Here is a 22,731-nt window from a genome sequence, read left to right on the forward strand (position 1 = left end):
AGCTTTATTTAAAAAATAATAAGGATTAATGATGAAATTTTCTGGTGGTAATGTACTTATAACTGGTGCAGGTAGAGGAATTGGAGAGCAAATTGCAAAAACTTTAGCATCTTATGGTCTAAAAGTGTGGATTAATTATAGAAGTAAAATTGAGGAAGCACAAAAAGTTCAAGAAGAAATTGAAAAAAATGGTGGAAAAGCAGCAATAATAAAAGCTGATGTTACAAATGAAGAAGAATTTGTAAATATGATAAAAACTATTGTTGATAGTGATGGAGAATTAGCATATTTAGTAAATAATGCTGGAATTACAAAAGATAAATTAGCTTTAAGAATGAGTGTTGAAGATTTTACATCTGTAATTGATGCAAATTTAACTTCTGCATTTATTGGTTGTAGAGAAGCTTTAAAAACTATGAGTAAAAAAAGATTTGGTTCAGTGGTAAATATATCTTCAATAGTTGGAGAAATGGGAAATCCTGGTCAAACTAATTATAGTGCATCAAAAGGTGGATTAAATGCAATGACAAAATCATTTGCAAAAGAAGCAGCAAGTAGAAATATCAGATACAATTGTGTAACTCCTGGATTTATCCAAACAGATATGACTGATTTATTAAAAGCTGAAGTAAAAGCTGATTATGAAAAAAATATCCCTCTTTCAAGATTTGGAAATCCAAGTGAAATAGCTGATGCAGTAGCATTTTTATTGAGTGATCATTCATCTTATATTACTGGTGAAATTTTAAAAGTAAATGGTGGATTATATGTTTAAAATGTAGTTTTTAAACATATATTTTTAAATTTTAAATGAGTTTTAAAAACTTTTTTGTATAATTAGCGGACAATTTTATTAAAGGAATTAAAAATGGCATTATTAGATGATGTAAAAGCAGTTGTTGTAGAGCAATTAGATTGTGATCCAGCAGAAGTTAAAGAAGATTCAAAATTTATTGAAGATTTAGGAGCAGATTCACTAGATGTTGTTGAGCTTGTAATGGCACTAGAGGAAAAATTTGAAATCGAAATCCCAGATGAAGAAGCTGAGAAAATTTTAACTGTTGGTGATGCAATAGCATACATCGAAAATAACAAGTAATTTTATACTTTGATTAAATGAAAGATTTTTCTTTCATTTAAAATTTTTTCTATTGAGTTTTTATTGTAAAAATTGAATAAATAAAATAAGAATACTAATATATTGGAGCATAACTATATGAAAAGAGTTGTTATTACAGGTCTAGGTACTATAAATTCTACAGGACATAATGTAAGTGAATCTTTCGATGCAATTGTAAATGGTGTTTGTGGAATAGACAAGATAACACTATTTGACACAAATGATTTTACTGTACAAATTGCAGGAGAAGTTAAAAATTTTGATCCAGAAACTGTAATGGACAAAAAAGAGGTAAAAAAAGCTGATAGATTTATCCAATTAGGTATTAAGGCTGCTTTAGAAGCAATGATTGATAGTGGATTTGTAACAATTGAAAATAAAAAAGTAGATTCTACTATTGCAGATAGATTTGGAATTATTTCTGGTTCTGGAATTGGTGGATTATCAACAATTCAAAAGAACTCTACAATATGTGATACTAGAGGTTCAAGAAAAATATCTCCATTTTTTATACCTTCATCATTAGCTAATATGTTGAGTGGTTTTATATCTATTGAACACAATTTAAAAGGACCTTCATTAGGACATGTTACAGCTTGTGCAGCTTCAACTCATGCTTTAAGTGATGCTGTTAAAACTATTATGCTAAATGGAGCAGATAGAATATTGGTTGTTGGAGCTGAAAGTGCTATTTGTGGTGCTGGAGTTGGTGGATTTGCAGCGATGAAAGCATTATCAACAAGAAATGATGACCCAAAAACTGCTTCTCGTCCTTTTGATATTGACAGAGATGGTTTTGTTATGGGAGAAGGTGCTGGAGCTTTAGTTGTTGAAACTTTAGATAGTGCATTAGAGAGAAATGCAAAAATATATTGTGAAATTATTGGTTTTGGAGAAAGTGGTGATGCAAATCATATCACTTCACCAGTTATTGATGGACCGCTAAGAGCTATGAAAGCAGCTTTTGAAATGACAAAAAATATAACAGGAGAATATCCAAAAATTGACTATATTAATACTCATGGAACTTCAACTCCAGTTGGTGACAAAAATGAAACCGCTGCAATTAAAGCACTATTTGGAGGGAAAGAGAACTGTCCACCAGTTTCTTCGACAAAAGGACAAATAGGTCATTGTTTAGGAGCAGCAGGAGCTATTGAAGCTATTATGGCTATTAAGGCTTTAAATGAAGGTATTATTCCTCCAACAATAAATGTTATAAATCAAGATCCAGAGTGTGATTTAGATGTAGTCCCAAATGTAGCAAGAAAAACTGAATTAACAACAGTTATGAGTAATAATTTTGGTTTTGGTGGAACAAACGGTTCTATAATATTCAAAAAATATACGAAATAAATATATAAAAAAGGGATTTCCAATCCCCTTTTTATTGAGGAAAAAAATTGGCAACTTACTTAGAATTTGAAGAAAAAATCAAAAAAATTGAAGAAGAGATAATAATCGCAAAAACTAAAGCAGATGAACATGCTGTTGATATTTTAGAAAAAAAATTGGAAAAAGAGGTTGAAAAAACTTTTAAAAATTTAAATGATTATCAAAAACTTCAATTAGCAAGACATCCTGATAGACCATATGCGCTTGATTATATTTTAGGAATTCTTACAAATGCTTACGAGATTCATGGTGATAGACATTTTGTTGATGATCATGCTATTGTGTGCTACTTAGGATTTATTGGAACACAAAGAGTTCTAGTAATTGGAGAGCAAAAAGGCAGAGGAACTAAAGAAAAATTAAAAAGAAATTTTGGTATGCCAAATCCTGAAGGCTATAGAAAAGCATTAAGGGCCGCTCAAATGGCTGAAAAATTTCAAATTCCAGTTTTAATGTTAGTTGATACTCCAGGTGCATATCCAGGATTGGGTGCTGAGGAGCGAAATCAAAGTGAAGCAATTGCTAGAAACCTATTTGAATTTGCAAATCTTACAACACCAACTATTTCAGTTGTAATTGGAGAAGGTGGAAGTGGTGGTGCTTTAGCTATTTCTATTGCTGATAAACTTGCGATGATGAGATATTCGGTATATGCAGTTATATCTCCAGAAGGATGTAGTGCTATTTTGTGGAATGATCCAACAAAGGTTGAAACAGCAGCACAAGCACTGAAAATTACAGCTGAAAATTTAAAACAACTAAATTTGGTAGATGACGTTATCAATGAACCATTGATTGGTGCACATAGAAAAAAAGATGAAGCAATAATAGCGTTAAAAGAATATTTTTTAAGTTCACTTGAAGAGTTAAAAAAACTAACACCAAAAGAAAGACAAGAAAGAAAATATCAAAAGATAATGAATCTTGGTTCATTTCAAGAGTAAAAGCTAAACATCTTAGTTTAGCCTACTCTCTTTCTCTTACTAATCTTCCAACTTTTTCTCCACCTATTAAGTGAAAATGTAAATGGGATACCTCCTGCCCTCCATCAGATCCAATATTTGTAATTAGCCTATATCCACTTTTATCAATACCTAATTCAATTGCTACTTGTTGAATAAATTTTGTCATATCCCGCATAATGTCAGAATTTGTTACTTGGAATGAGTCAAAATGAATTTTAGGGATAACTAGAACATGAACATTTCTAGTTGGATTAATATCATGAAAAGCTAAAAAATTTTCATCTTCTAATACTATATTACTAGGTATCTCTTTATTTACAATTTTACAAAATATACACATATGATTATCCTTTAATTTGTTGCATTTGCTGTAAATATCATTATAACCAAACTCTAATAAAGTATTAGATACAATCGCTACTTTGAATTAGATAAATATAATATGAATTTAGAATTAGGAAACAAAAGTGAATCTTTGGATTGAAAAAATACAAAATACAAAAACACTTGAAGATTTGGAAAGTGTAAGAGTTGAAATATTAGGTAAAAAAGGTGTTTTGACTATTGAGTTTGCAAAGATGAAAGATATACCAAATGAAGAAAAAAAATCATTTGCAGAAAATCTAAATAAGCAAAAAGAAGCTATCACAGATGCTATTGAAGAGAAGAAATTAGAACTTGAAAAAGAGAGTTTGAATAAAAAATTAGAATCTGAAAAAATAGATGTTACTAAATTTAACAAAGAATTGTCATGTGGTGCAGTTCACCCAGTTTCTGAAACGATGAATAGAATAATAACTTATTTTCAAAATCTAAATTTTTCAGTTGAAGAGGGTCCTTTAGTAGAAGATGATTTTCATAATTTTGAAGCTTTAAACCTTCCAAAGTACCACCCAGCACGTGATATGGCAGATACTTTTTACAACAAAGATTTTACACTTTTAAGAACTCACACTTCACCTGTTCAAATAAGAACTATGCTTTCTCAAAAATCTCCTATTAGAATGATTGCTCCAGGAACTGTTTTTAGAAGAGATTTTGATATAACTCATACTCCAATGTTTCATCAAATAGAAGCGCTTGTAGTTGATGAAGCAGACAAAATATCATTTGCAAATTTAAAACATGTTTTAGTCGAATTTTTACAACATATGTTTGGAGAGGTTGAAGTTAGATTTAGACCATCATATTTTCCATTTACAGAACCATCAGCTGAAGTTGATATTTCATGTGTATTTTGTAAAGGAAATGGTTGTCGTGTATGTTCACAAACAGGTTGGCTTGAAGTACTAGGTTGCGGTATTGTAGATCAAAATGTTTTTGATGCAGTAGGATATAAAAATAAATCAGGATATGCTTTTGGATTAGGAATAGAGAGATTTGCAATGTTAATTCATAGTATTGGTGATTTAAGATCTTTATTTGAAAGTGATACAAGATTATTAGGACAATTTAAATGATAATTACGAAAAATTGGTTAGAACAATTCATTAATATATCTCATCTAAGTATTGAAGAGATTTGTAAAACTCTAAATTCTATTGGGCTAGAGGTAGATAGTGTAAATAATATATCAATTGCACAAAAAGTTGTAGTAGGTAAAATATTAGAAAAAGAGAAACATCTTGATGCCGATAAATTAAATATTTGTCAAGTGGACTTAGGAGACAAAATAGAACAAATTGTTTGTGGTGCAACAAATGTTGATATAGGACAGTTTGTAGCAGTTGCTACTGTTGGGGCTGTTTTAGGTGATTTAAAAATTAAAGCTGCAAAATTAAGAGGGGTAGAATCAAATGGTATGATTTGTTCTTCTACAGAACTTGGTCTTCCAAAGCTAAATGATGGAATTATGTTACTTGATAACTCTATTGGAGAACTTATTTTAGGAAAAGAACTAAAAGATTATACAAGTTTAAATGATACCATTATCGAAATTGGACTTACTCCAAATAGAGGAGATTGTTTAAGTATTTTAGGAATAGCAAGAGAATTAAGTGCTTATTATGAGATTCCTTTAATTGAACTTGATAAAGAAGTAAACTATAACGAACTAAGTATAGGTCAATTGTTTGATATTACTAGTAGCAATATTGACTCATTTTTGGCATACAAAGCAATAAATTTTACAAATTTTAAACTAAATTTAATCACAAATTTAAGATTAGCTACTATTGGAAAATTAAAAAACAACAGTGATATTAAAAACACTTTGAGTTATCTCACACACTCTGTAGGAGTTATTTTCAATGCCTATCCAAAAGATAAGGCTAAATTGAAAAATGAACTTTATGTTTGGGATTTAAAGAAAAATGGATTAGGATTTGATAGTCTTTATTCTCAAGGTGAGATTTTGAGTACTATTGGTGTTGAGCATAAAGATTTTGAAGAAGATTGTAAAGATTTTTTAGTTGAAGCTTCATATATAAATCCAGAAGTTATATCAAGAAAGGTTTTTGATACAAAAATTAAAACTAGTGATGTTTTTTATAAATCTTCAAGAGGAAGTGAACCAAATTTAGAGTTTGGTTTAGACTACTTCGCAAATTTTACGTCAAAATTAGGTGCAACTATATACTCTGGAACAAAAGAATTTTTAGAAGAAATAGAGAAAACTACTTTGAGTGTTAGTGTAAATAAAATAAACTCTATTATTGGAGAAGAAATCGATAAATTTGAAATTGAAAGAATATTAACAGCTTTAGATTTTGAAATAAAAGAGTCTTTAGATGATATTCTACTTATCAAAGTACCTTTATATAGACATGATGTAAAAAATATTGCAGATATAACTGAAGAGGTTATAAGAATGATAGGCATTGACAAAATACAAGCAAAGCCTTTAGCAATTGATGAAGTAAAAAGAATAAATAAAACATCAAATGATTTAATTAAGAAAAATAAAATAAGAGCAAAAGCAATAGAAAATGGTTTTTTTGAAACATTAACTTATGTATTCACTTCAAAAGAAGGTTTAGAAAAGTATGGATTTAAAACAGTTAAAAATGAACTAGATTTAATAAATCCAATAGTAAAAGAGCTAAATACATATAGAACTACTCTATTTTATAATCTAGTTGAAGCTTGTTCAAATAATTTTAAAGTGGGTGCAAGAAAAACATCTTTCTTTGAAATTGGAACAGTTTTTGATGAGAATAGAAATGAATCTAAAAAAATTAGTTTTATCTATAGTGGAGCATCTGAAATTGAAGATGTGAGCAATGCAGGAAAACCAAAAAATATTGAGTTTTTTTCATTTGCTAAAAAGGTCTTAAATAGTATTGGAGAATTTGATTTAGAGCCAATGATAGAAATAAACAATGATTTTATTCATCCATATCAAAATGCAAATATTTTAATAGATGGAAATATTGTTGGACATATATTTAAACTACATCCAAATGTAGCTAATGATTTTGATTTAAGTGATACTTTTATGGCAGAAGTTGATTTTGAGAGTATAAAAAATGATTTAATAAAAGCAAATCCTTACTCGAAATTTCAAGTTTCAAGAAAAGATTTAAGTATTATTACTCCAAAATCAATACAATTTAAAGAGATAAAAAAAGCTATTGATTCATTAAATAATACTATCATTAAACAATATAATTTAATAGATATTTATAGTGATGAAAAGTTAGGAGATAATGAGAGTTTAACTATAAGATTTATTTTACAAAGTGATGAAAAAACTTTGGACGATAATGATATTAACTCTATAATGAACTCAATTTTAGATGTTTTAAAAGAAAAATTGTCAATTACTATTAGATAAAAAGGAAAAAAGTGAAAAATTTTAGCATTAATAGATTAGTAAAACCTTTTGATATTACAATATCAACTATAGCAAGTGATAAATCTATATCTCATAGATGTGCGATGTTTTCACTTTTTTCAAACCAAACTTCACATATAAAAAACTATCTAACAGCTGAAGATACTCTAAATACTCTAAGTATTGTTGAACAGTTGGGTGCAACTATAAAAAGAGTTGGAAGTAGTGTTGAAATAACTCCAAAAGATATTCTAACTGAACCTTCAAACATTCTTGATTGTGGAAATTCTGGAACAGCTATGAGATTATTTTGTGGACTATTAGCAAGTATTGAAGGAAGCTTTATATTAACTGGAGATAAATATTTAAGAAATCGTCCTATGAAAAGAGTTGCTGATCCACTAAGAAGTATTGGAGCAAATATTGATGGAAGAGAAAATGGAAATAAAGCTCCACTTTTTATACGAGGAGTAAAAAATTTAGAACCTTTCGTTTATCACTCTCCTGTTGATTCAGCACAAGTTAAATCAGCTATGATTTTGGCTGCACTTAGAGCAAATGGAGTTTCAAAATATAAAGAAAATGAATTAACAAGAGATCATACAGAAAGAATGTTAAAAGGTATGGGGGCAACTTTAGAATATGATAATGAAGGATTTATAAATATTCATCCTTTAAAAAGCCATTTGAAACCTTTAAATATAACTGTTCCAACAGATCCATCTTCAGCTTTTTTCTTTGCAATTGCAGCAGCAATTACTCAAAATTCAAGAGTTTTGATAAAAAATGTTACATTAAATCCTACAAGAATTGAAGCTTATGAAGTTTTAAAAAGAATGGGTGTAATCGTAAACTTTATAGAAAAAGAAAATATTTATGAACCAATTGGAGATATCGAAGTAATAAACAATGAGTTAAATGGTATTGAGGTTAGTGAAAATATTTCATGGCTAATAGATGAACTTCCTGCACTATCTATTGCTATGAGTTTGGCAAAAGGAACATCAAAAGTTTCAAATGCAAAAGAACTTAGAGTAAAAGAAAGTGATAGAATATCAAGTGTTGTAAACAATTTGAAACTTTGTGGTGTTAAATTTACAGAATTTGAAGATGGATATGAAATAACTGGTGGAAGTTTACAAAAATCAACTATAAATTCATATGGTGATCATAGAATTGCTATGAGTTTTGCAATTGCTGGATTAAATTGTGATATGAATATAGAAGATATAGACTGTATAGAGACTTCTTTTCCTAATTTTAAAGAGATTTTAGACTCTTTATATATATAAGGATAAGTTTTGAAAATTGAATTAGCATCAAATTATGGTTTTTGTTTTGGAGTTAAAAGAGCTATAAATATTGCTCAAAAATATACAAATTCTGCAACAATGGGACCATTAATTCACAATCAAGACGAGATAAATCGTTTAAAAAATGATTTTAATGTTGGTCTTTATTCAAACTTAAATGATGTAAAAGAGAACGATACAGTAATTATAAGAACACATGGTATTCCAAAAAATGATTTAAAAAATTTAAAAGCTATGAATACAAAAGTGATAAATGCTACTTGTCCATTTGTTACAACACCACAAAACATTGTAAAAGATATGTCAAAAGATGGATACTCAATACTAATTTTTGGAGATAAAGAACATCCAGAGGTAAAAGGTGTACAATCATATGCTTCTGATTTAGATGATGTTCATATTGTTTTAGGAATTGAAGATTTAGAAAATATAAATTTTAAGCATAAAAAGATTGCTTGTGTTGCACAAACAACAAAGAAAAAAGAGACTTATTTGGAAATAGTAAATCATCTAATTTTAAGAAATAAAGAAGTTAGAGTCTTTAATACTATTTGTGATGCAACATTTGAGAATCAAGATGCAGCAAGGGATATTTCAATAAAAGCGGATGTTATGATTGTTATTGGAGGTAAAAACTCTTCAAATACAAAACAACTTCACTCTATTTGCCTTGAAAATTGCCATAATTCGTATTTAATTGAAAATGAAGATGATATAGATAGTTCTTGGTTCAAAAATAAAGAGTTTTGTGGAATAACTGCAGGAGCAAGTACACCAGATTGGGTAATTCAAAAAGTCGTAGATAAAATCAAAAATTTCAAATAGGTAATTTAAGCCTTTTTTTTGTATAATCGTCCTATTTTAAATAAAACTGGTAAACAAGAAGGTACGAAAATGCATATGGATGATATAGATTTAGGCGAAGAATTTGACTTTGAGCAACTACTTAATGAATCTTTTGAACAAGCAGAGAATAACTCTGTTGTTGATGGTGTAATTGTTGAAATTACAGACGAAAAAGTTTTAGTTGATGTTGGTCAAAAAATTGAAGGATTACTATCTTTAAATGAAATTACTATAAATGGTGAAGTAAAATATAAAGTTGGTGACACAATTCCTGTAATGCTTATGGGGAATAAAGGTGAAAGACCAAATATCTCACATAAAAAAGTTCTTCAAAAAGAAAAATTTGATAATTTTGTAAAAGCTCATGGTGATAATTTCGAAGATGTAATAATAGAAGGTAAAGTTGTAGCTGTTAAACAAAGAGGTGGATTTACAATAGAAGATACAGATGGTTGTGAATATTTTATGCCTCTAGCACAATCTTACATGAAAACTATTGGAGCTATTGGAAAAACAGTAAAAGCTAAGGTTATTAAAGTAAATACAAATCAAGCTTCTATAATTGTTTCAAGAAAAAAACTAATTGAAGAATCAAAATCAATCAAAGACACTAAGGTAACTGAAATTTTAGAAAACAAATCACCTATTGATGGTATTGTTAAAAAAATCACTTCTTATGGAATGTTTGTTGATTTAGGTGGAATTGATGGTTTAGTAAACTATAATGAAATATCTTACAAAGGACCAGTTAATCCTGCAAATTATTTTAGTGAAGGTGATACTGTTTCAGTTGTTGTATTATCTTATGATAAAACAAAACAACACTTAAGCCTTTCAATTAAAGCTGCTTTATCAAATCCGTGGGAAGAGATAAAAGATAAATTAGAAGTTGGAGATACAATCACTGTTACTGTTTCTAATTTTGAATCTTATGGAGCATTTGTTGATTTAGGTAATGATATAGAAGGATTATTACATATTTCTGAGCTATCTTGGAATAAAAATATTAAAAATCCAAAAGAAATTTTAAATATTGGTGATGAGATTAATGTTGAAGTAATTGAACTAAATTTTGACCAAAAAAGATTAAGAGTTTCTCTAAAAAATCTTCAAGAAAAACCATTTACAAAATTTATAAATTCTAATAAAGTTGGTGATGTGTTAAAAGGTAAAATTGCAACTTTAACTGAATTTGGTGCATTTGTTACTTTAGGTGAAGTTGATGGATTATTACATAATGAAGAAGCTTCTTGGGAACCAAATGCAAAATGTAAAACATTATTTAAAAAAGGTGACGAAGTAGAAGTAAAAATCATTAAAATTGATAGAGAAAAAGAAAATATATCTCTTTCAATAAAAGATATTGCAGAATCACCAGCTAAAAAATTCCAAGACAACTATAAAGTTGGTGATATTATCAAAGGTATCGTAAAAGACAAAAAAGAGTTTGGAGTATTTATCAAACTTGAAAACAATCTTGATGGATTAATTAGAAATGAAGATTTTGGACCATTAAATATTGATGATGTTAAAAATGGTGATGAAATTGAAGCTGTAATTATTAACATTGATACTAAGAAAAATAGAGTTAGATTATCTGTAAAAAGATTAGAACAACAACAAGAAAGAGAAATGTTAAAATCAGTGAATGATGACTCTTCTATGACTCTTGGTGATATTTTAAAAGATCAAATAAAATAAGTAGGATTTCTGATGAATAAACATACAATTGTAGTTTGTGATCATATTCATGAAGCTGGTTTAAATATTTTACAAAATACAGAAGATATAAATTATGTATATGCAGCTGATATTGATAAAACAAAACTATTAGATATTATAAAAGATGCAGATGTGGCAATTACTAGATCTTCAACTGATGTTGATGAAAAATTTTTAAATGCTGCAACAAATTTAAAAGCTATTATTAGAGCTGGTGTTGGTTATGATAATGTTGATATAGATGGTTGTAGTAAAAGAGGAATAATTGCTATGAATGTTCCAACTGCAAACACTATAGCAGCTGTTGAACTTACTATGGCTCATATGCTTTCTTGTATGAGAAAGTTCCCTTATGCTCATAATCAACTTAAAAACGATAGAGTTTGGAAAAGAGAAGATTGGTATGGAAATGAACTTTATGGAAAAAAACTAGGTGTTATTGGTTTTGGTAATATTGGTCATAGAGTAGCACTAAGAGCAAAAGGTTTTGAGATGGATGTTATTGCTTACGATCCATATATTCCTTCAACAAAAGCTACAGATTTAGGTATAAAATATACTACTAATTTTGATGATATTTTAGCTTGTGATATTATTACAATTCATACTCCAAAAAACAAAGAAACTATTGATATGATAAGTTTTGATGAAATTAAAAAAATGAAAGATGGAGTTGTTTTAATAAATTGTGCAAGAGGTGGATTGTACAATGAAGAAGCTTTAGTGGAAAATCTAAAATCTGGTAAAATTGCTATGGCTGGAATTGATGTATTTAAAAAAGAACCTGCTACTTCTCATCCTCTCTTAGATTTACCAAATGTTACTGTTACTGCTCACTTAGGTGCAAATACTAAAGAATCTCAAAGAGAAATATCTGTTCAAAGTGCTAATAATGCTATAGAAAGTGCAAGAGGAATTGCTTATCCAAATGCTTTAAATCTTCCAATAGATGAAAGTAAAATTCCATCTTTTGTAAAACCATATATTGAATTAACTCAAAAAATGGCATTTTTACTTGCACAAATAAGTAAAAGTGAAATTAGAGCTATTGAAGTAAATGCTGAAGGTGAATTAGGAGATTTTGTTGATTCACTACAAACTTTTGCAAGCGTTGGAGTACTAAACGTAAGCTCTGGTCTAAGTGTAAACTATGTAAATGCAAACTTCATAGCAAAAGAAAAAGGTATTGATTTAGTTACTAAATCTTCTTCAAATTGTAATGGATATAAAAATAAAGTTACTATAAAAATTACAACTTCAAAAGGTGTTAAAACTATATCAGGAACTGTTTTTGGCGATGAAGTTCAAAGAGTTATTGATTTTGATGGTTTTGCTATTGATATTGAACCAAAAGGTAAAATGATCATTATGAGAAATAAAGATATTCCAGGTGTTATTGGCAAAGTTGGAAATATTCTTGGAAATCACGGCATCAATATATCTGACTTTAGACTATCAAGAGGTAAAGATGGTATTGCTTTAGCAGTGATTTTAATAGATGAAAAAGCTAGTTCAAAAGTAATAGCAGAGCTTGAAAGTCTTGAGGCTTCAATAGCTATTGCTTATGCTGAAATTTAAGGAGAGAGTATGGCGATAGGAATGAGTGAATTAAAAAAAGGTTTGAAGATTGAAGTTGATGGTATTCCTTATAAAATTACAGAGTACCAACACGTAAAACCAGGGAAAGGTGCAGCATTCGTTAGATGCAAAATAAAATCATTTTTAAATGGAAAAGTTATTGAAAAAACTTTCCATGCTGGTGATAAATGTGAAGTTCCAAATTTACAACAAAAACAGATGCAATTTTTATATGATGATGGTGAATTGTTACAATTTATGGATACAACAACTTATGAACAAGAAGGTTTAACTTATGATCAAGTAGGTGAAGCGTTTGATTGGATTATAGATGGTATGAGTTGTGATATGATGTACTTTAATGGTAAAGCTATCACAGTTGAACCACCGATGGTTGTTGAACTAAAAATTGTAGAGACTCCACCAAACTTTAAAGGTGATTCTCAAGGTGGAAGAAAACCAGCAACTTTAGAGTCTGGAGCAGTAGTTCAAATACCTTTTCATATTTTAGAAGGTGAAACTATTAGGGTTGATACTAGAACTGGTGAATACTTAGAAAAAGTAAAGTAGATTTAAAGTATCTTTTAAACCCAAATCATAAAGATTTGGGTTTTTTATTATATATATTTTCTTTTTAGAAAAACTATTTTTTCATCTCCCAAATAATTTTCGTGTAATATTTCAAAATCTAAATTAATATCATTTATAGCATTTATTCCACTTCTAATATTTGGATTTACAATTAAAACAATAAAATCTATCTTATCTTTTAAAATATTAAGAAGATTATAAACTCCTTCAACCATAATAAACTTATAATCAAGTAATTTAAACAAATCATCTGAAACTATAACTTTTCTATTAGCTATATTAAAAAGTGGTATATTTTGGCTAAAAACCTTATTTTTACTATATATAAATACATCAGGATTTTTACCAAATACATATCTAGTATCTAAAGTTGGCTTATCAACTCTTACAGTGTTCCCACCAATCATAAGGAGGTCTATTTTATCTCTTAGAGTATGAACATAAAGTTTTGCTCTATGACTAGAGATTTGACCGTCTATCATACCATTTAAGGTTTGTGCCATTTTAAAAAATATACAAGTTTTATTTTGCCAAGTTTTAAAAGGAAGAATTAAATTTTCTCCTTCTTTTTTTAAAACTCCACTTACAACTTCAATATTTACATTTTGTAAAGTTTGTATTCCACCACTTGCTTGTTTATTTGGGTCTTCAACACTAACAATCACTCTTTTAGGTTTTAAAATAGATAAAAGTTTTGCACAAGATGGAGTTTTCCCTATATGATTACAAGGCTCTAAAGTTACAAAAATGTCACAATCTTCAAAAAAACCATCATGGTTTTCCATTAAAAATCTATGTATTTCAGTTGAATCATTTTTTATTTTTAGAAGTGAATTTGATTCTTTTGTTAAAAATGCAGTTTTTAGAGCGTTTATTTCAGCATGTGGCATTCCAGCTTCTTTATGTGCTTCTATTGCTAAAATTCTTCCATCTTTTACAATAACACAGCCAACAGCTGGATTTGGATAAGTTAAAAGTTGATATTTCCAAGCCTCATCAATGGCTAATTTCATATAGAAATTATCATCAATTTTCATTTTATTCTTTTCTTACCACTCAAAATATGTTGATGCACTTAGAATATTATCATAAGCTAATTCTTCTTCTCCAAACTCTGTAAGAATTACTATCTTTTCTTCATCAGCTTTTAAAAGTTTACCTTTAAAAACTTCAGTTTCAAGGTTTTTAACTTTTATAAGTTCACCAACACTAGCAATAAAATGCTCTTTTTTCTTTAGTTTTCTTTCAATTCCAGGAGAACTTACTTCTAAATTATAAACTCCATTCATTGGTTCTTCAATATCTAAAATTGGAGATATCATTCTAGAAACTTCTGCACATTTATCAAGATTAATGCCTTCAGGAGAAGTTACAACAACTCTAAAAACATTTCTATCATTTTCTCTTACTGTAATAATATCATAAAGTTTTAAACCATTATTTTCAACAATTAATCTTATTTGTTCTTCTAAATTCATTCTTCATCACTTTTTGTATTTTTATCTTTTTTTATTTGAGCAAATAAATCTTCAAGATGTTTTGATTTTTCTAAAGTTGTATCTGCTTCAAATTTAAAATTTGGACACTTATACCAACTTGTACTTGCTAAAACATCACTTTTTATTCTACCATTTGCTTTGTTTAAAGCTTGAACTACTGCTATTGTTTCTTCTTTACTAAAATCACTTCCATCAAAGTAAACAATAGCATCATATTTACCATTTTTACAATTAACACCTGTAATTGGCAATGAGTTAATTCTACTATCAGATAGTTGCGATAAAGCTTGTGGAATTAACTCCATCAATAAAGATTCTGTTCTTTGAAGATTTATACTTTTCATTAGTTATCTATTGAAACTTTTTCTTCAATTTGGATAAATGTTTCTATATAATCTCCAACTTTAATATCATTAAATTTTTCAAACATAATACCACATTCAAATCCATTTACAACTTCTTTAACATCATCTTTAAATCGTTTTAATGATGATATTTTACCTGTGTATGTAACAACACCATCTCTAATAATTCTAGCATGTCCACCTCTGATTACTTTTCCATCTGTTACTAAACATCCAGCAACTGTTCCAACTTTTGGAACAACAAATGTATCTCTAACTTCAGCTTGTCCAGTATTCTCTTCTCTAATAACTGCACTCATCATTCCAGACAATGCATCTTTTACATCATCAAGTAAATCATAAATGATTGAATACGTATTTATCTCTACTCCATCAGCTTTTGCTTTTGCTTTAACTGCTCCAGTTGGTCTTACATTAAATCCTAATATAATGCAACCTTCACTAGCACTTGCCAATACAATATCAGACTCTGTAATTCCACCAACAGCAGAATGAACAACTTTTACTTTTACTTCATCATTTGCAATTTTTTCTAATGAACCTTTAATAGCTTCTAATGACCCGCCAACATCAGCTTTTATAATAACTGGTAGTTGTTTGATTTTACCTTCTGCTATTAATCCACTCATTTCTTCAAGAGAAACTTTTGTAGATTTTGATAACTCTTTTGCACGTGCATGTTCAGCTCTAGTAGTTGCGATATCTCTTACTTCTTTTTCGCTATCCATAGCAATCAGACTAGATCCAGTTGTAGGAACTTCATTAAGCCCTAAAACAGTTCCAGTTTCACTAAGTCCAAGTTCTTTTACAATTTCACCCATATCATTTGTAATAGCTTTTACTCTTCCAAAAGTTGTATCACAAACTATATTATCTCCAACTCTTAAAGTTCCATTTTGTACTATAATATTTGCAACTGGTCCTCTTCCTTTTTCTAAAGATGATTCAATAACAGTTGCTTTTGCTTTTGCAGTAGAATCAGCTTTTAGTTCTAATAATTCTGATTGAATTAAAATATTTTCTAATAAATCTTCTATTCCATCACCAGTTCTAGCTGAAACAGGAATAAACTCTATATCACCACCCCAATCAACAGGAGTTAGATTTTTTTCAGCCATTTGAGCTTTTACCATATCTGGATTTGCTGTTTCTTTATCCATTTTATTCATAGCCACAATTATTGGACAACCACTAGCTTTTGCATGAGAAATAACTTCTTCAGTTTGAGTTTTTACTCCATCATCAGCAGCAACAACGATAATAATAATATCCGTAACATTTGCTCCTCTTGTTCTCATAGATGAAAATGCTTCGTGACCTGGAGTATCAACAAAAGTAATTTTTTGTCCATTTTTTATAACTGTATATGATGAAATATGTTGAGTAATTCCACCAGCTTCTCCTGCAGCTACTTTAGAGCTTCTAATTTTATCTAAAAGTGATGTTTTACCATGATCAACATGCCCCATAATAGTTACAACTGGAGGTCTTATTACAAAAGAACTTGTATCAATTTCTTCATCATAATTTTCCTCATAATTCACATCTTCTAAAGCATCTTTAACTGTTACAGATATTCCAAATTCTTCTCCAAGAATTTCAAGTTCATCTTGTTTTAAAAAGTCATTTTTTGTAACCATCATACCAAGGCTAAATAAAACTTTTATAACATCCGCTGGAGATTTTCCACAAGCTTCTGCAAACTCATAAACTCTTATATCCTCAGGAATTGTTACATCTTTTATTTCAAGTTTTTCTTGAACTCTTATAACTCTTTTCTTTCTTTTTCCTCTTTGAAGTCCAACTGGTGTATTACCAAATGCAGCTGGTTTAGAACTTCTTGAATGATTTGTAGTATTTACTGGCTTTGGCTCATCAAATATTTTATAAGTATCACTTAAATCCATATCAAGTAAAACTACTTCTTCTCCTAAAAGTGAATCTTCACTACTTGAGAATTCATCATAATTTCTAGCGACATCTAATCTTTTCCCATGATCTTGGGCTTTCACAGCAGTTTTTTTCTTTTCTTTTTTTATTCTTTGTCTATTTAATTCTTCTTGATTTTGACTTTTAAATTGTCGTTCATTTGTTGTTATAGTGTTATCATCATCTCCAAATATATCACTTAAAGATTTTAGAGGTTTTTTATTAGCCGTTTCTTCTATTTTAATTTCATTAACAACTTCTTCATTTGGTCTTTTCTTTTTAATAATCACCAAACCTTTTCTCTTTGGCATTATTTTATTTTGACTATCTTGTATCTCTTTTTCATCTAAAACTGAGTCATTTAATTGAGTTTTTACATTTGGTTTTGCGATTACTGGTTTTTTAACTTCAACTTTTTTTACTGTTTCTTTAGGTTTTACTTCAGATGAAATTTCTTCAACTTCTACTTCTTCTATGCTTTCGATGATATTATCTTCAGCAATCTTCTCTTTTTTTGCTTTCACAATCTTTGGTGTAGATACTTTTTTCAATCTTGAACTTTTACCTGTCATAATATATTGTGTAATCTCTTCAGCATCTTCAAATGTTACAGTTGCTTGTGCTGTTTTTAAATCTATCCCTAACTCTTTTGCTTTTTGCATCACTTCAGCACTAGTTGAACCAGCTTCTTCTGCAATCTCAAAAACTCTTACTTTATCTGACATCTGTTAGAATCTCCTTAAGTTGTATAACATACTCATCTTTATTTTTACACTCTTTACAAAGTGCTTTTTCAAATCTCTTACTATCTTTTATATTATCTATTCCCAAACTGCAAGGTTCACAAATATAAAAGCTTCTTCCAAAATTATCATAAAGTGATAATTTTTTATTTAAACATTTCAATCTTATTAGCTCTTTTTGCTCAAATTTTCCTCTACAAAAAATGCAAGTTCTTAAGATTATTTTTAAATTAGCCAAACATTATACCTAAAATTTTCTTAATCATAAAAAATTGCTAAATTTCAATTTTTACACCATAATTATCAAAATCTACTGTAAAAACTCTAAAATGTGGAAATTTTTCTTTTAAAGCTTGTTCAATTTTATGTGCATCTTCGCTATAAGCAATGGAAAATAGTGTTGAACCAGACCCTGATAATGTACTCATCAGTGAACCACTTTTTAAAGATGTTTTTTGAACTTCAAAAAGCTCTGGCATATGTTTCATTCTATATTTTTGATGAATTACATCTTGTGAAGCATGTTTTAACATATCCCAATTCTCGCTCATAAATGCTGCAGTTAAAAGTGAAGAGTGAGATATGTTAAATACAGCATCTTCTTTTGAGTATTTAAATGGTAATGTTTTTCTTGATAATTGTGTTGAAATAGGTCTATTTGGTACAACTATTACAGCTTTTAAACTTTTTGGAATAGATTTATTTATATATTTAACTTCATTTTCTTGAACACAAGCGACATTAAAACCACCCATAACAGCTGGTGTTATATTATCTGGATGACTTTCATAAGCTAAAGATAAATTTAACAATTTATTTTTATCTACTTTAATTCCTTCAATAGCATAAGCACTAGCTATTGCTGATACAATAACAGCTGATGAACTTCCAAGTCCCCTTGAAAGTGGAATTTCATTAAAAAATTCAAATCTAAAATGTCTTTTTTTCTGTGTCAAGTTATAATAAAAATCATTAAAAATAGAGATAAACATATTGTTATCTTTTAGTGCTGGGTTGTTTGAACCTTCACCTTTTAGTGATACACTGTGAAATTTTGCTGGTTTTATAATTACTTGATTTTTTAAACTTACTGCTAAACCTAAACAATCGAATCCTGGTCCTAAATTTGCACTTGTAGCTGGAACGCTTACTCTCAAATATTCTCCTTTTTTATACTGCTGGAAGATTATAAATTGGTAATGTATCAATATTAAATTTATAATCTTCTATACTCTTTGGTAATTCAAAATCCGAGATTTTACACTCATTTGGCAAAAAATCTACTTTAATATTACTTTGTTCATTTATAAAATATTTTTTACCCAAGGCTTTTATTGGAGAATTTTGATTAAATAAAAATCCATCTATTGCTTCAAATTCTATATTTTTTACCATAGTTAGTGTTTTTAAAAATATATATGCAATTTTTATAGACATAAAAGAACCAGGTGTATTTACATAAATAATTTTGTTTATATCAAACTCTTTTAATAGATTTTCAAATATTATTGGTAATTCATCAGATGTTAATCCATTTAATTTATACTCTTTTAAAAGTTGTTTATCCTTATAAATACCTATTAATAAAGGATTAGAAATAGTTATAACTAAAACTTCAATCAATTAAACACTCTCTTTTGCATAAGCCATTTCAAAAATTACAGCTTCACTATTTGCCTCTTCTAAATCTATAATTTCATAATTATCTTTATCTTCATAAAGTTTTTTTGTCAAAAGATGATTTAAATGATGACTTCCTGCAATAGCATCGTATTCACCAATAAGTGTATATTCTAAAAGTGCCATATCTCCAATAGCATCTAAGATTTTATGTCTTACAAATTCATCTTCATATCTTAAACCTTCTGGATTTAAAATCTTTGTTTCATCTAAAACAATCGCATTTTCCATACTTCCACCTAAAGCTAACCCCATACTTCGCAAGTATTGAACTTCATGTAAAAATCCAAATGTTCTAGCTTTGCTTATATTTTCTTTATACTCTTCTATTGAGTAGTCAAAGTGGAATTTTTGAGTCCCGATAGCTGGATGGCTAAACTTTATTTCAAAATCATAAACTATTCTATCTGATGGTTTTAAAGAAACTTTTTTACCATCTTCTGTTTCAACAACAACTTCTTTTTTAATTTTTATTGCTTTTTTACTCGCGTCAAGTTCAGCAATTCCAGCCTCTTCTATAAGCATACAATATCCAGATGCACTTCCGTCTAAAACAGGTATTTCATCATTATCGAGTACTATTCTTAAATTATCTATTCCATAAGCATACACAGCACTTAAAAGATGCTCTATTGTAGATACAACAACTCCATCTTTTCCTAAAACAGTTGCCATTTTAGTATCTACTACATACTCTTTTTTAAGTGGAATTGTAACTCCTACATCACTTCTATATATTACTATACCACTATTTTCAGGAAGAGGTTCCAATCTCATTTTAACAGGGACACCTTTGTGAAGACCTATTCCTACTATTTCAACACTCTTTTTTAATGTTCTTTGTTTCATTTTTGATTTCCATCTATAATTTTAATTGCATCATTTATAGTATTTGTAAGATTTAATTTCATCCAATTGCTATCTAACCACTCATTTGGATTTGCTTCTATACCCTGAACCAAAATACCAAAATGTAAATGGTCTCCAAATACAGCTCCAGTTGCTCCTGTATTTGCTATTTTTTGTCCAGCTTTTACAAAATTTCCTACTTCAACATCTTGGCTACTTGTGTGTGCATAAAGTGAAGCCAATCCCAAACCATGATCGACAATAACACTATCACCATAAATTCCCAAATAGTCTTTAAAAATAACTTTTCCAGGATTTGAAACTACAATATCAGCTCTTCTTACACTAGCCCAGTCCATACCTAAATGCCATGCTTCATCTATTTTTTCACCATTGTAAAAATAGTGTCTTCTTTCTCCAAACATTGCAAAAGTTTTTGCATTTGACATTCTTACAAAAGTTTTTACTTCAAAAGGCATATTTTGGCTATCTTGGAAATTTTTAACAACTACATTTTTAACTGTTTTAAGATTTTGTTCTCTTAAATCTTTATTTGCTTTTACAAAAATATCAACGGGATTTGTAGGGATATCCATATTACTTAACTCTAAAACATTTTTACTAACACTATAGATAAACTCATCACTAATATTCAAGTTATCAACTTTCTCTTTAAAACTTTGAATGTAATATGGTACTTTCGTAATAGATTTATTTCCGGCCATATCAACAGCAACTACATTTACCCCTTTCCACTCTTTTATATCAATAGGCCATGTGATTATAGAGATATAATAACCACTTTTATAAAATGGAAATAGTTCAAAAATAACCTCATCATTAAAAGTTACATAATAATCTTTTAAATTGTCATCTTTTATCTCTGTTATTAAAATCCCACTTCCACCTTGTTTTAACATATAAGAGTTTGATAAAACGCTTGTAATAGGACTTCTTCTATCTATTATGAGATTTGTATCAAGAATAGCCTCATTCCCACTAAAAAAGTTCCAACTGCTATTATCTCTTGCTTTTACTCTTAAAACTACATTTGAAGATTTAATTTCATTAAATTTAAAAGGTTTTAGCTCATAAGTTAAAATTCCACTATTTTTATCTTCAGATACAAGTTCACTATCGATAATTAACTCTTTTTGTCCATCAATTACAATAGCTTCAAAAGATTTTATCTTATTTTTATCAGAAATTTCAACTTTAATAGGTGCTTGTAAATTCCAGAAAATATCCTTTTGATTTATCTCTTTTTGAATATAAATATTTGGATTTTCTCTATCCATAGTTAAAATAACACTTAAAACAACAACGGCAACAACCATAATAGCTATACTTATGTATAATAATCCACTTTTTTTATCCATAGACTTTTAAAACTTCCTTTAATATTAAATTTTTTGCTTCAATTACATCTTTTACTTCTATTGTACAACCTGAAGCATTAAAATGACCTCCACCATCAAAAGCCATAGCAATTTTTGACACATCAATGCTACCTTTTGAACGTAAAGAGACTCTACAAAAACCTTCAATCGCTCTTACAAAATATGCTAGTTTTACAACTGCCATACTCATAATCATATCTAAAGCATCTTCACAATCACGGCTATGAGCACCTGTTTGTTTGAACCATTCTGGTAATGCATAGATAATAGCAACTTCTCCTTCTTTGTAAAGTTCCAAACTATCTAAAACTTTTGGAATAATTCTGTATTTTGCCAAACTATCACTTCTTAAAAGCTTATTTGCAATATAAGAAGGACTTGCTCCACACTCAACTAAAAAATTAATTTTAGTAAATGTTTGCTCATCACATCTATTTAAAGAAAATGCCAAAGTATCATCATAGATTCCTACATAAAGTGCTATCGCACTAGCTTTTGAGATATTCAATCCATTATATTTAAAAAATTCAAAAACAAGTTCTGCTGTTGAACTTTTATATGGATCTACAATATTAACTACTCCAAAATTTTCATTTGAAGCGTGATGATCAAAATTTATAAGTGGAATATCTTTTGGTAATTCAAATCCTATTCTTTTATAAGTTCCACAATCTACACTAATTGCTAAATCATAAAATGGTGGTAGTATATGTGTCATTTTTTCAAATCTAGGTATAAATTTAAGATTTTGTGGTAAATCACTACTAACATTAAAAACTTTATGTTTTATCTTATTTTCTGAAAATAAATTTGATAGAGCCAAAGCTGATCCAATAGAATCTGGATCAGGATTTACATGAGTAATTATCAAAATATATCTACTTTTTTCTATAAGCTTCAAAGCTTTTGATAACTCATTTGTATCAACTTTATTATTTAAGATAAAATCTTTTTTCATAAA

General features: G+C 28.6%; 22 protein-coding genes. 11 read left to right on the forward strand and 11 right to left on the reverse strand.

Annotation, left to right across the window (positions count from 1 at the left end; translation table 11 throughout):
• Positions 1-31 precede the first annotated feature (31 nt).
• The 4 genes from fabG to accA all read left to right on the forward strand — a co-directional run bounded on the left by fabG (position 32) and on the right by accA (position 3,459).
• Positions 32-775 (forward strand): 3-oxoacyl-ACP reductase FabG, encoded by a 744-nt coding sequence (gene fabG / locus ACNSOS_RS05275; RefSeq protein ID WP_418186208.1) that lies wholly within the window; start codon positions 32-34, stop codon positions 773-775.
• Positions 776-868: 93 nt separating this feature from the next.
• Positions 869-1,099, forward strand: a complete 231-nt coding sequence (gene acpP / locus ACNSOS_RS05280; RefSeq protein ID WP_026804042.1) for an acyl carrier protein — start codon at positions 869-871, stop codon at positions 1,097-1,099.
• Positions 1,100-1,216: 117 nt separating this feature from the next.
• Positions 1,217-2,476, forward strand: coding sequence for a beta-ketoacyl-ACP synthase II (locus tag ACNSOS_RS05285; protein WP_113894494.1), 1,260 nt, complete (start codon positions 1,217-1,219; stop codon positions 2,474-2,476).
• 47 nt (positions 2,477-2,523) lie between these two features.
• Positions 2,524-3,459 carry an acetyl-CoA carboxylase carboxyl transferase subunit alpha gene (gene accA / locus ACNSOS_RS05290; protein WP_418186209.1) on the forward strand — a complete coding sequence of 312 codons (936 nt, stop codon included), beginning with the start codon at positions 2,524-2,526 and terminating at the stop codon, positions 3,457-3,459.
• Positions 3,460-3,481: 22 nt separating this feature from the next.
• On the opposite strand, the gene ACNSOS_RS05295 is transcribed toward accA, so the two are convergent.
• Positions 3,482-3,820, reverse strand: a complete 339-nt coding sequence (locus ACNSOS_RS05295) for a histidine triad nucleotide-binding protein (RefSeq protein ID WP_418186210.1) — start codon at positions 3,818-3,820, stop codon at positions 3,482-3,484.
• A 127-nt stretch (positions 3,821-3,947) separates the two neighbouring features.
• On the opposite strand from ACNSOS_RS05295, the gene pheS reads away from it, so the two are divergent.
• From pheS to efp, 7 genes are all read left to right on the forward strand, one after another.
• The gene (gene pheS / locus ACNSOS_RS05300; RefSeq protein WP_418186211.1) at positions 3,948-4,940 is read left to right on the forward strand and encodes a phenylalanine--tRNA ligase subunit alpha; all 993 of its coding nucleotides are present in this window, start codon (positions 3,948-3,950) and stop codon (positions 4,938-4,940) included.
• Positions 4,937-7,255, forward strand: a complete 2,319-nt coding sequence (gene pheT, locus ACNSOS_RS05305; RefSeq protein ID WP_418186212.1) for a phenylalanine--tRNA ligase subunit beta — start codon at positions 4,937-4,939, stop codon at positions 7,253-7,255. The genes pheS and pheT overlap by 4 nt, the downstream gene beginning before the upstream one ends.
• Before the next feature lie 11 nt (positions 7,256-7,266).
• Positions 7,267-8,547: a 3-phosphoshikimate 1-carboxyvinyltransferase gene (aroA, locus tag ACNSOS_RS05310; RefSeq protein ID WP_418186213.1), complete on the forward strand. Its 1,281-nt coding sequence runs from the start codon at positions 7,267-7,269 to the stop codon at positions 8,545-8,547.
• Positions 8,548-8,556: 9 nt separating this feature from the next.
• Positions 8,557-9,393: a 4-hydroxy-3-methylbut-2-enyl diphosphate reductase gene (locus ACNSOS_RS05315; RefSeq protein WP_418186214.1), complete on the forward strand. Its 837-nt coding sequence runs from the start codon at positions 8,557-8,559 to the stop codon at positions 9,391-9,393.
• A 69-nt stretch (positions 9,394-9,462) separates the two neighbouring features.
• Entirely contained in the window at positions 9,463-11,115 is a 1,653-nt protein-coding gene (locus ACNSOS_RS05320) for a 30S ribosomal protein S1 (RefSeq protein ID WP_418186215.1), read from the forward strand.
• Between the two features lie 12 nt (positions 11,116-11,127).
• On the forward strand, positions 11,128-12,714 hold the full coding sequence (gene serA, locus ACNSOS_RS05325) for a phosphoglycerate dehydrogenase (protein WP_418186216.1): 1,587 nt from the start codon (positions 11,128-11,130) through the stop codon (positions 12,712-12,714).
• Between the two features lie 9 nt (positions 12,715-12,723).
• Positions 12,724-13,284, forward strand: a complete 561-nt coding sequence (efp, locus tag ACNSOS_RS05330) for an elongation factor P (RefSeq protein ID WP_113894485.1) — start codon at positions 12,724-12,726, stop codon at positions 13,282-13,284.
• A gap of 47 nt (positions 13,285-13,331) precedes the next feature.
• Here efp and ribD read toward each other — a convergent pair whose 3' ends face one another.
• The 10 genes from ribD to ACNSOS_RS05380 are packed head-to-tail and all read right to left on the reverse strand — an operon-like array spanning position 13,332 to position 22,728.
• Positions 13,332-14,342, reverse strand: coding sequence for a bifunctional diaminohydroxyphosphoribosylaminopyrimidine deaminase/5-amino-6-(5-phosphoribosylamino)uracil reductase RibD (ribD, locus tag ACNSOS_RS05335; RefSeq protein WP_418186217.1), 1,011 nt, complete (start codon positions 14,340-14,342; stop codon positions 13,332-13,334).
• Between the two features lie 12 nt (positions 14,343-14,354).
• Entirely contained in the window at positions 14,355-14,783 is a 429-nt protein-coding gene (gene rimP / locus ACNSOS_RS05340; protein WP_418186218.1) for a ribosome maturation factor RimP, read from the reverse strand.
• A complete protein-coding gene (gene rbfA, locus ACNSOS_RS05345) occupies positions 14,780-15,148 on the reverse strand; it encodes a 30S ribosome-binding factor RbfA (protein WP_418186219.1) in 369 nt (122 codons plus the stop codon). The genes rimP and rbfA overlap by 4 nt, the downstream gene beginning before the upstream one ends.
• Positions 15,148-17,823, reverse strand: coding sequence for a translation initiation factor IF-2 (gene infB, locus ACNSOS_RS05350; RefSeq protein WP_418186220.1), 2,676 nt, complete (start codon positions 17,821-17,823; stop codon positions 15,148-15,150). The genes rbfA and infB overlap by 1 nt, the downstream gene beginning before the upstream one ends.
• Entirely contained in the window at positions 17,813-18,079 is a 267-nt protein-coding gene (locus ACNSOS_RS05355) for a DUF448 domain-containing protein (protein WP_418186221.1), read from the reverse strand. Before ACNSOS_RS05355 ends, infB begins: the two co-directional genes overlap by 11 nt.
• Before the next feature lie 37 nt (positions 18,080-18,116).
• Positions 18,117-18,998: a homoserine kinase gene (gene thrB, locus ACNSOS_RS05360; protein WP_418186222.1), complete on the reverse strand. Its 882-nt coding sequence runs from the start codon at positions 18,996-18,998 to the stop codon at positions 18,117-18,119.
• A 13-nt stretch (positions 18,999-19,011) separates the two neighbouring features.
• Complete coding sequence (locus ACNSOS_RS05365; RefSeq protein ID WP_418186223.1) at positions 19,012-19,464, reverse strand: hypothetical protein; 453 nt, start codon at positions 19,462-19,464, stop codon at positions 19,012-19,014.
• The gene (gene lpxC, locus ACNSOS_RS05370) at positions 19,465-20,370 is read right to left on the reverse strand and encodes a UDP-3-O-acyl-N-acetylglucosamine deacetylase (RefSeq protein WP_418186224.1); all 906 of its coding nucleotides are present in this window, start codon (positions 20,368-20,370) and stop codon (positions 19,465-19,467) included. It abuts the gene before it with no gap.
• On the reverse strand, positions 20,367-21,749 hold the full coding sequence (locus tag ACNSOS_RS05375) for a M23 family metallopeptidase (protein WP_418186225.1): 1,383 nt from the start codon (positions 21,747-21,749) through the stop codon (positions 20,367-20,369). The genes lpxC and ACNSOS_RS05375 overlap by 4 nt, the downstream gene beginning before the upstream one ends.
• Positions 21,742-22,728 carry a DHH family phosphoesterase gene (locus ACNSOS_RS05380; RefSeq protein WP_113894541.1) on the reverse strand — a complete coding sequence of 329 codons (987 nt, stop codon included), beginning with the start codon at positions 22,726-22,728 and terminating at the stop codon, positions 21,742-21,744. The genes ACNSOS_RS05375 and ACNSOS_RS05380 overlap by 8 nt, the downstream gene beginning before the upstream one ends.
• Between the last annotated feature and the right edge of the window lie 3 nt (positions 22,729-22,731).

The sequence above is a fragment of the Aliarcobacter vitoriensis genome (assembly GCF_048320235.1).
GTDB lineage: Bacteria > Campylobacterota > Campylobacteria > Campylobacterales > Arcobacteraceae > Aliarcobacter > Aliarcobacter vitoriensis.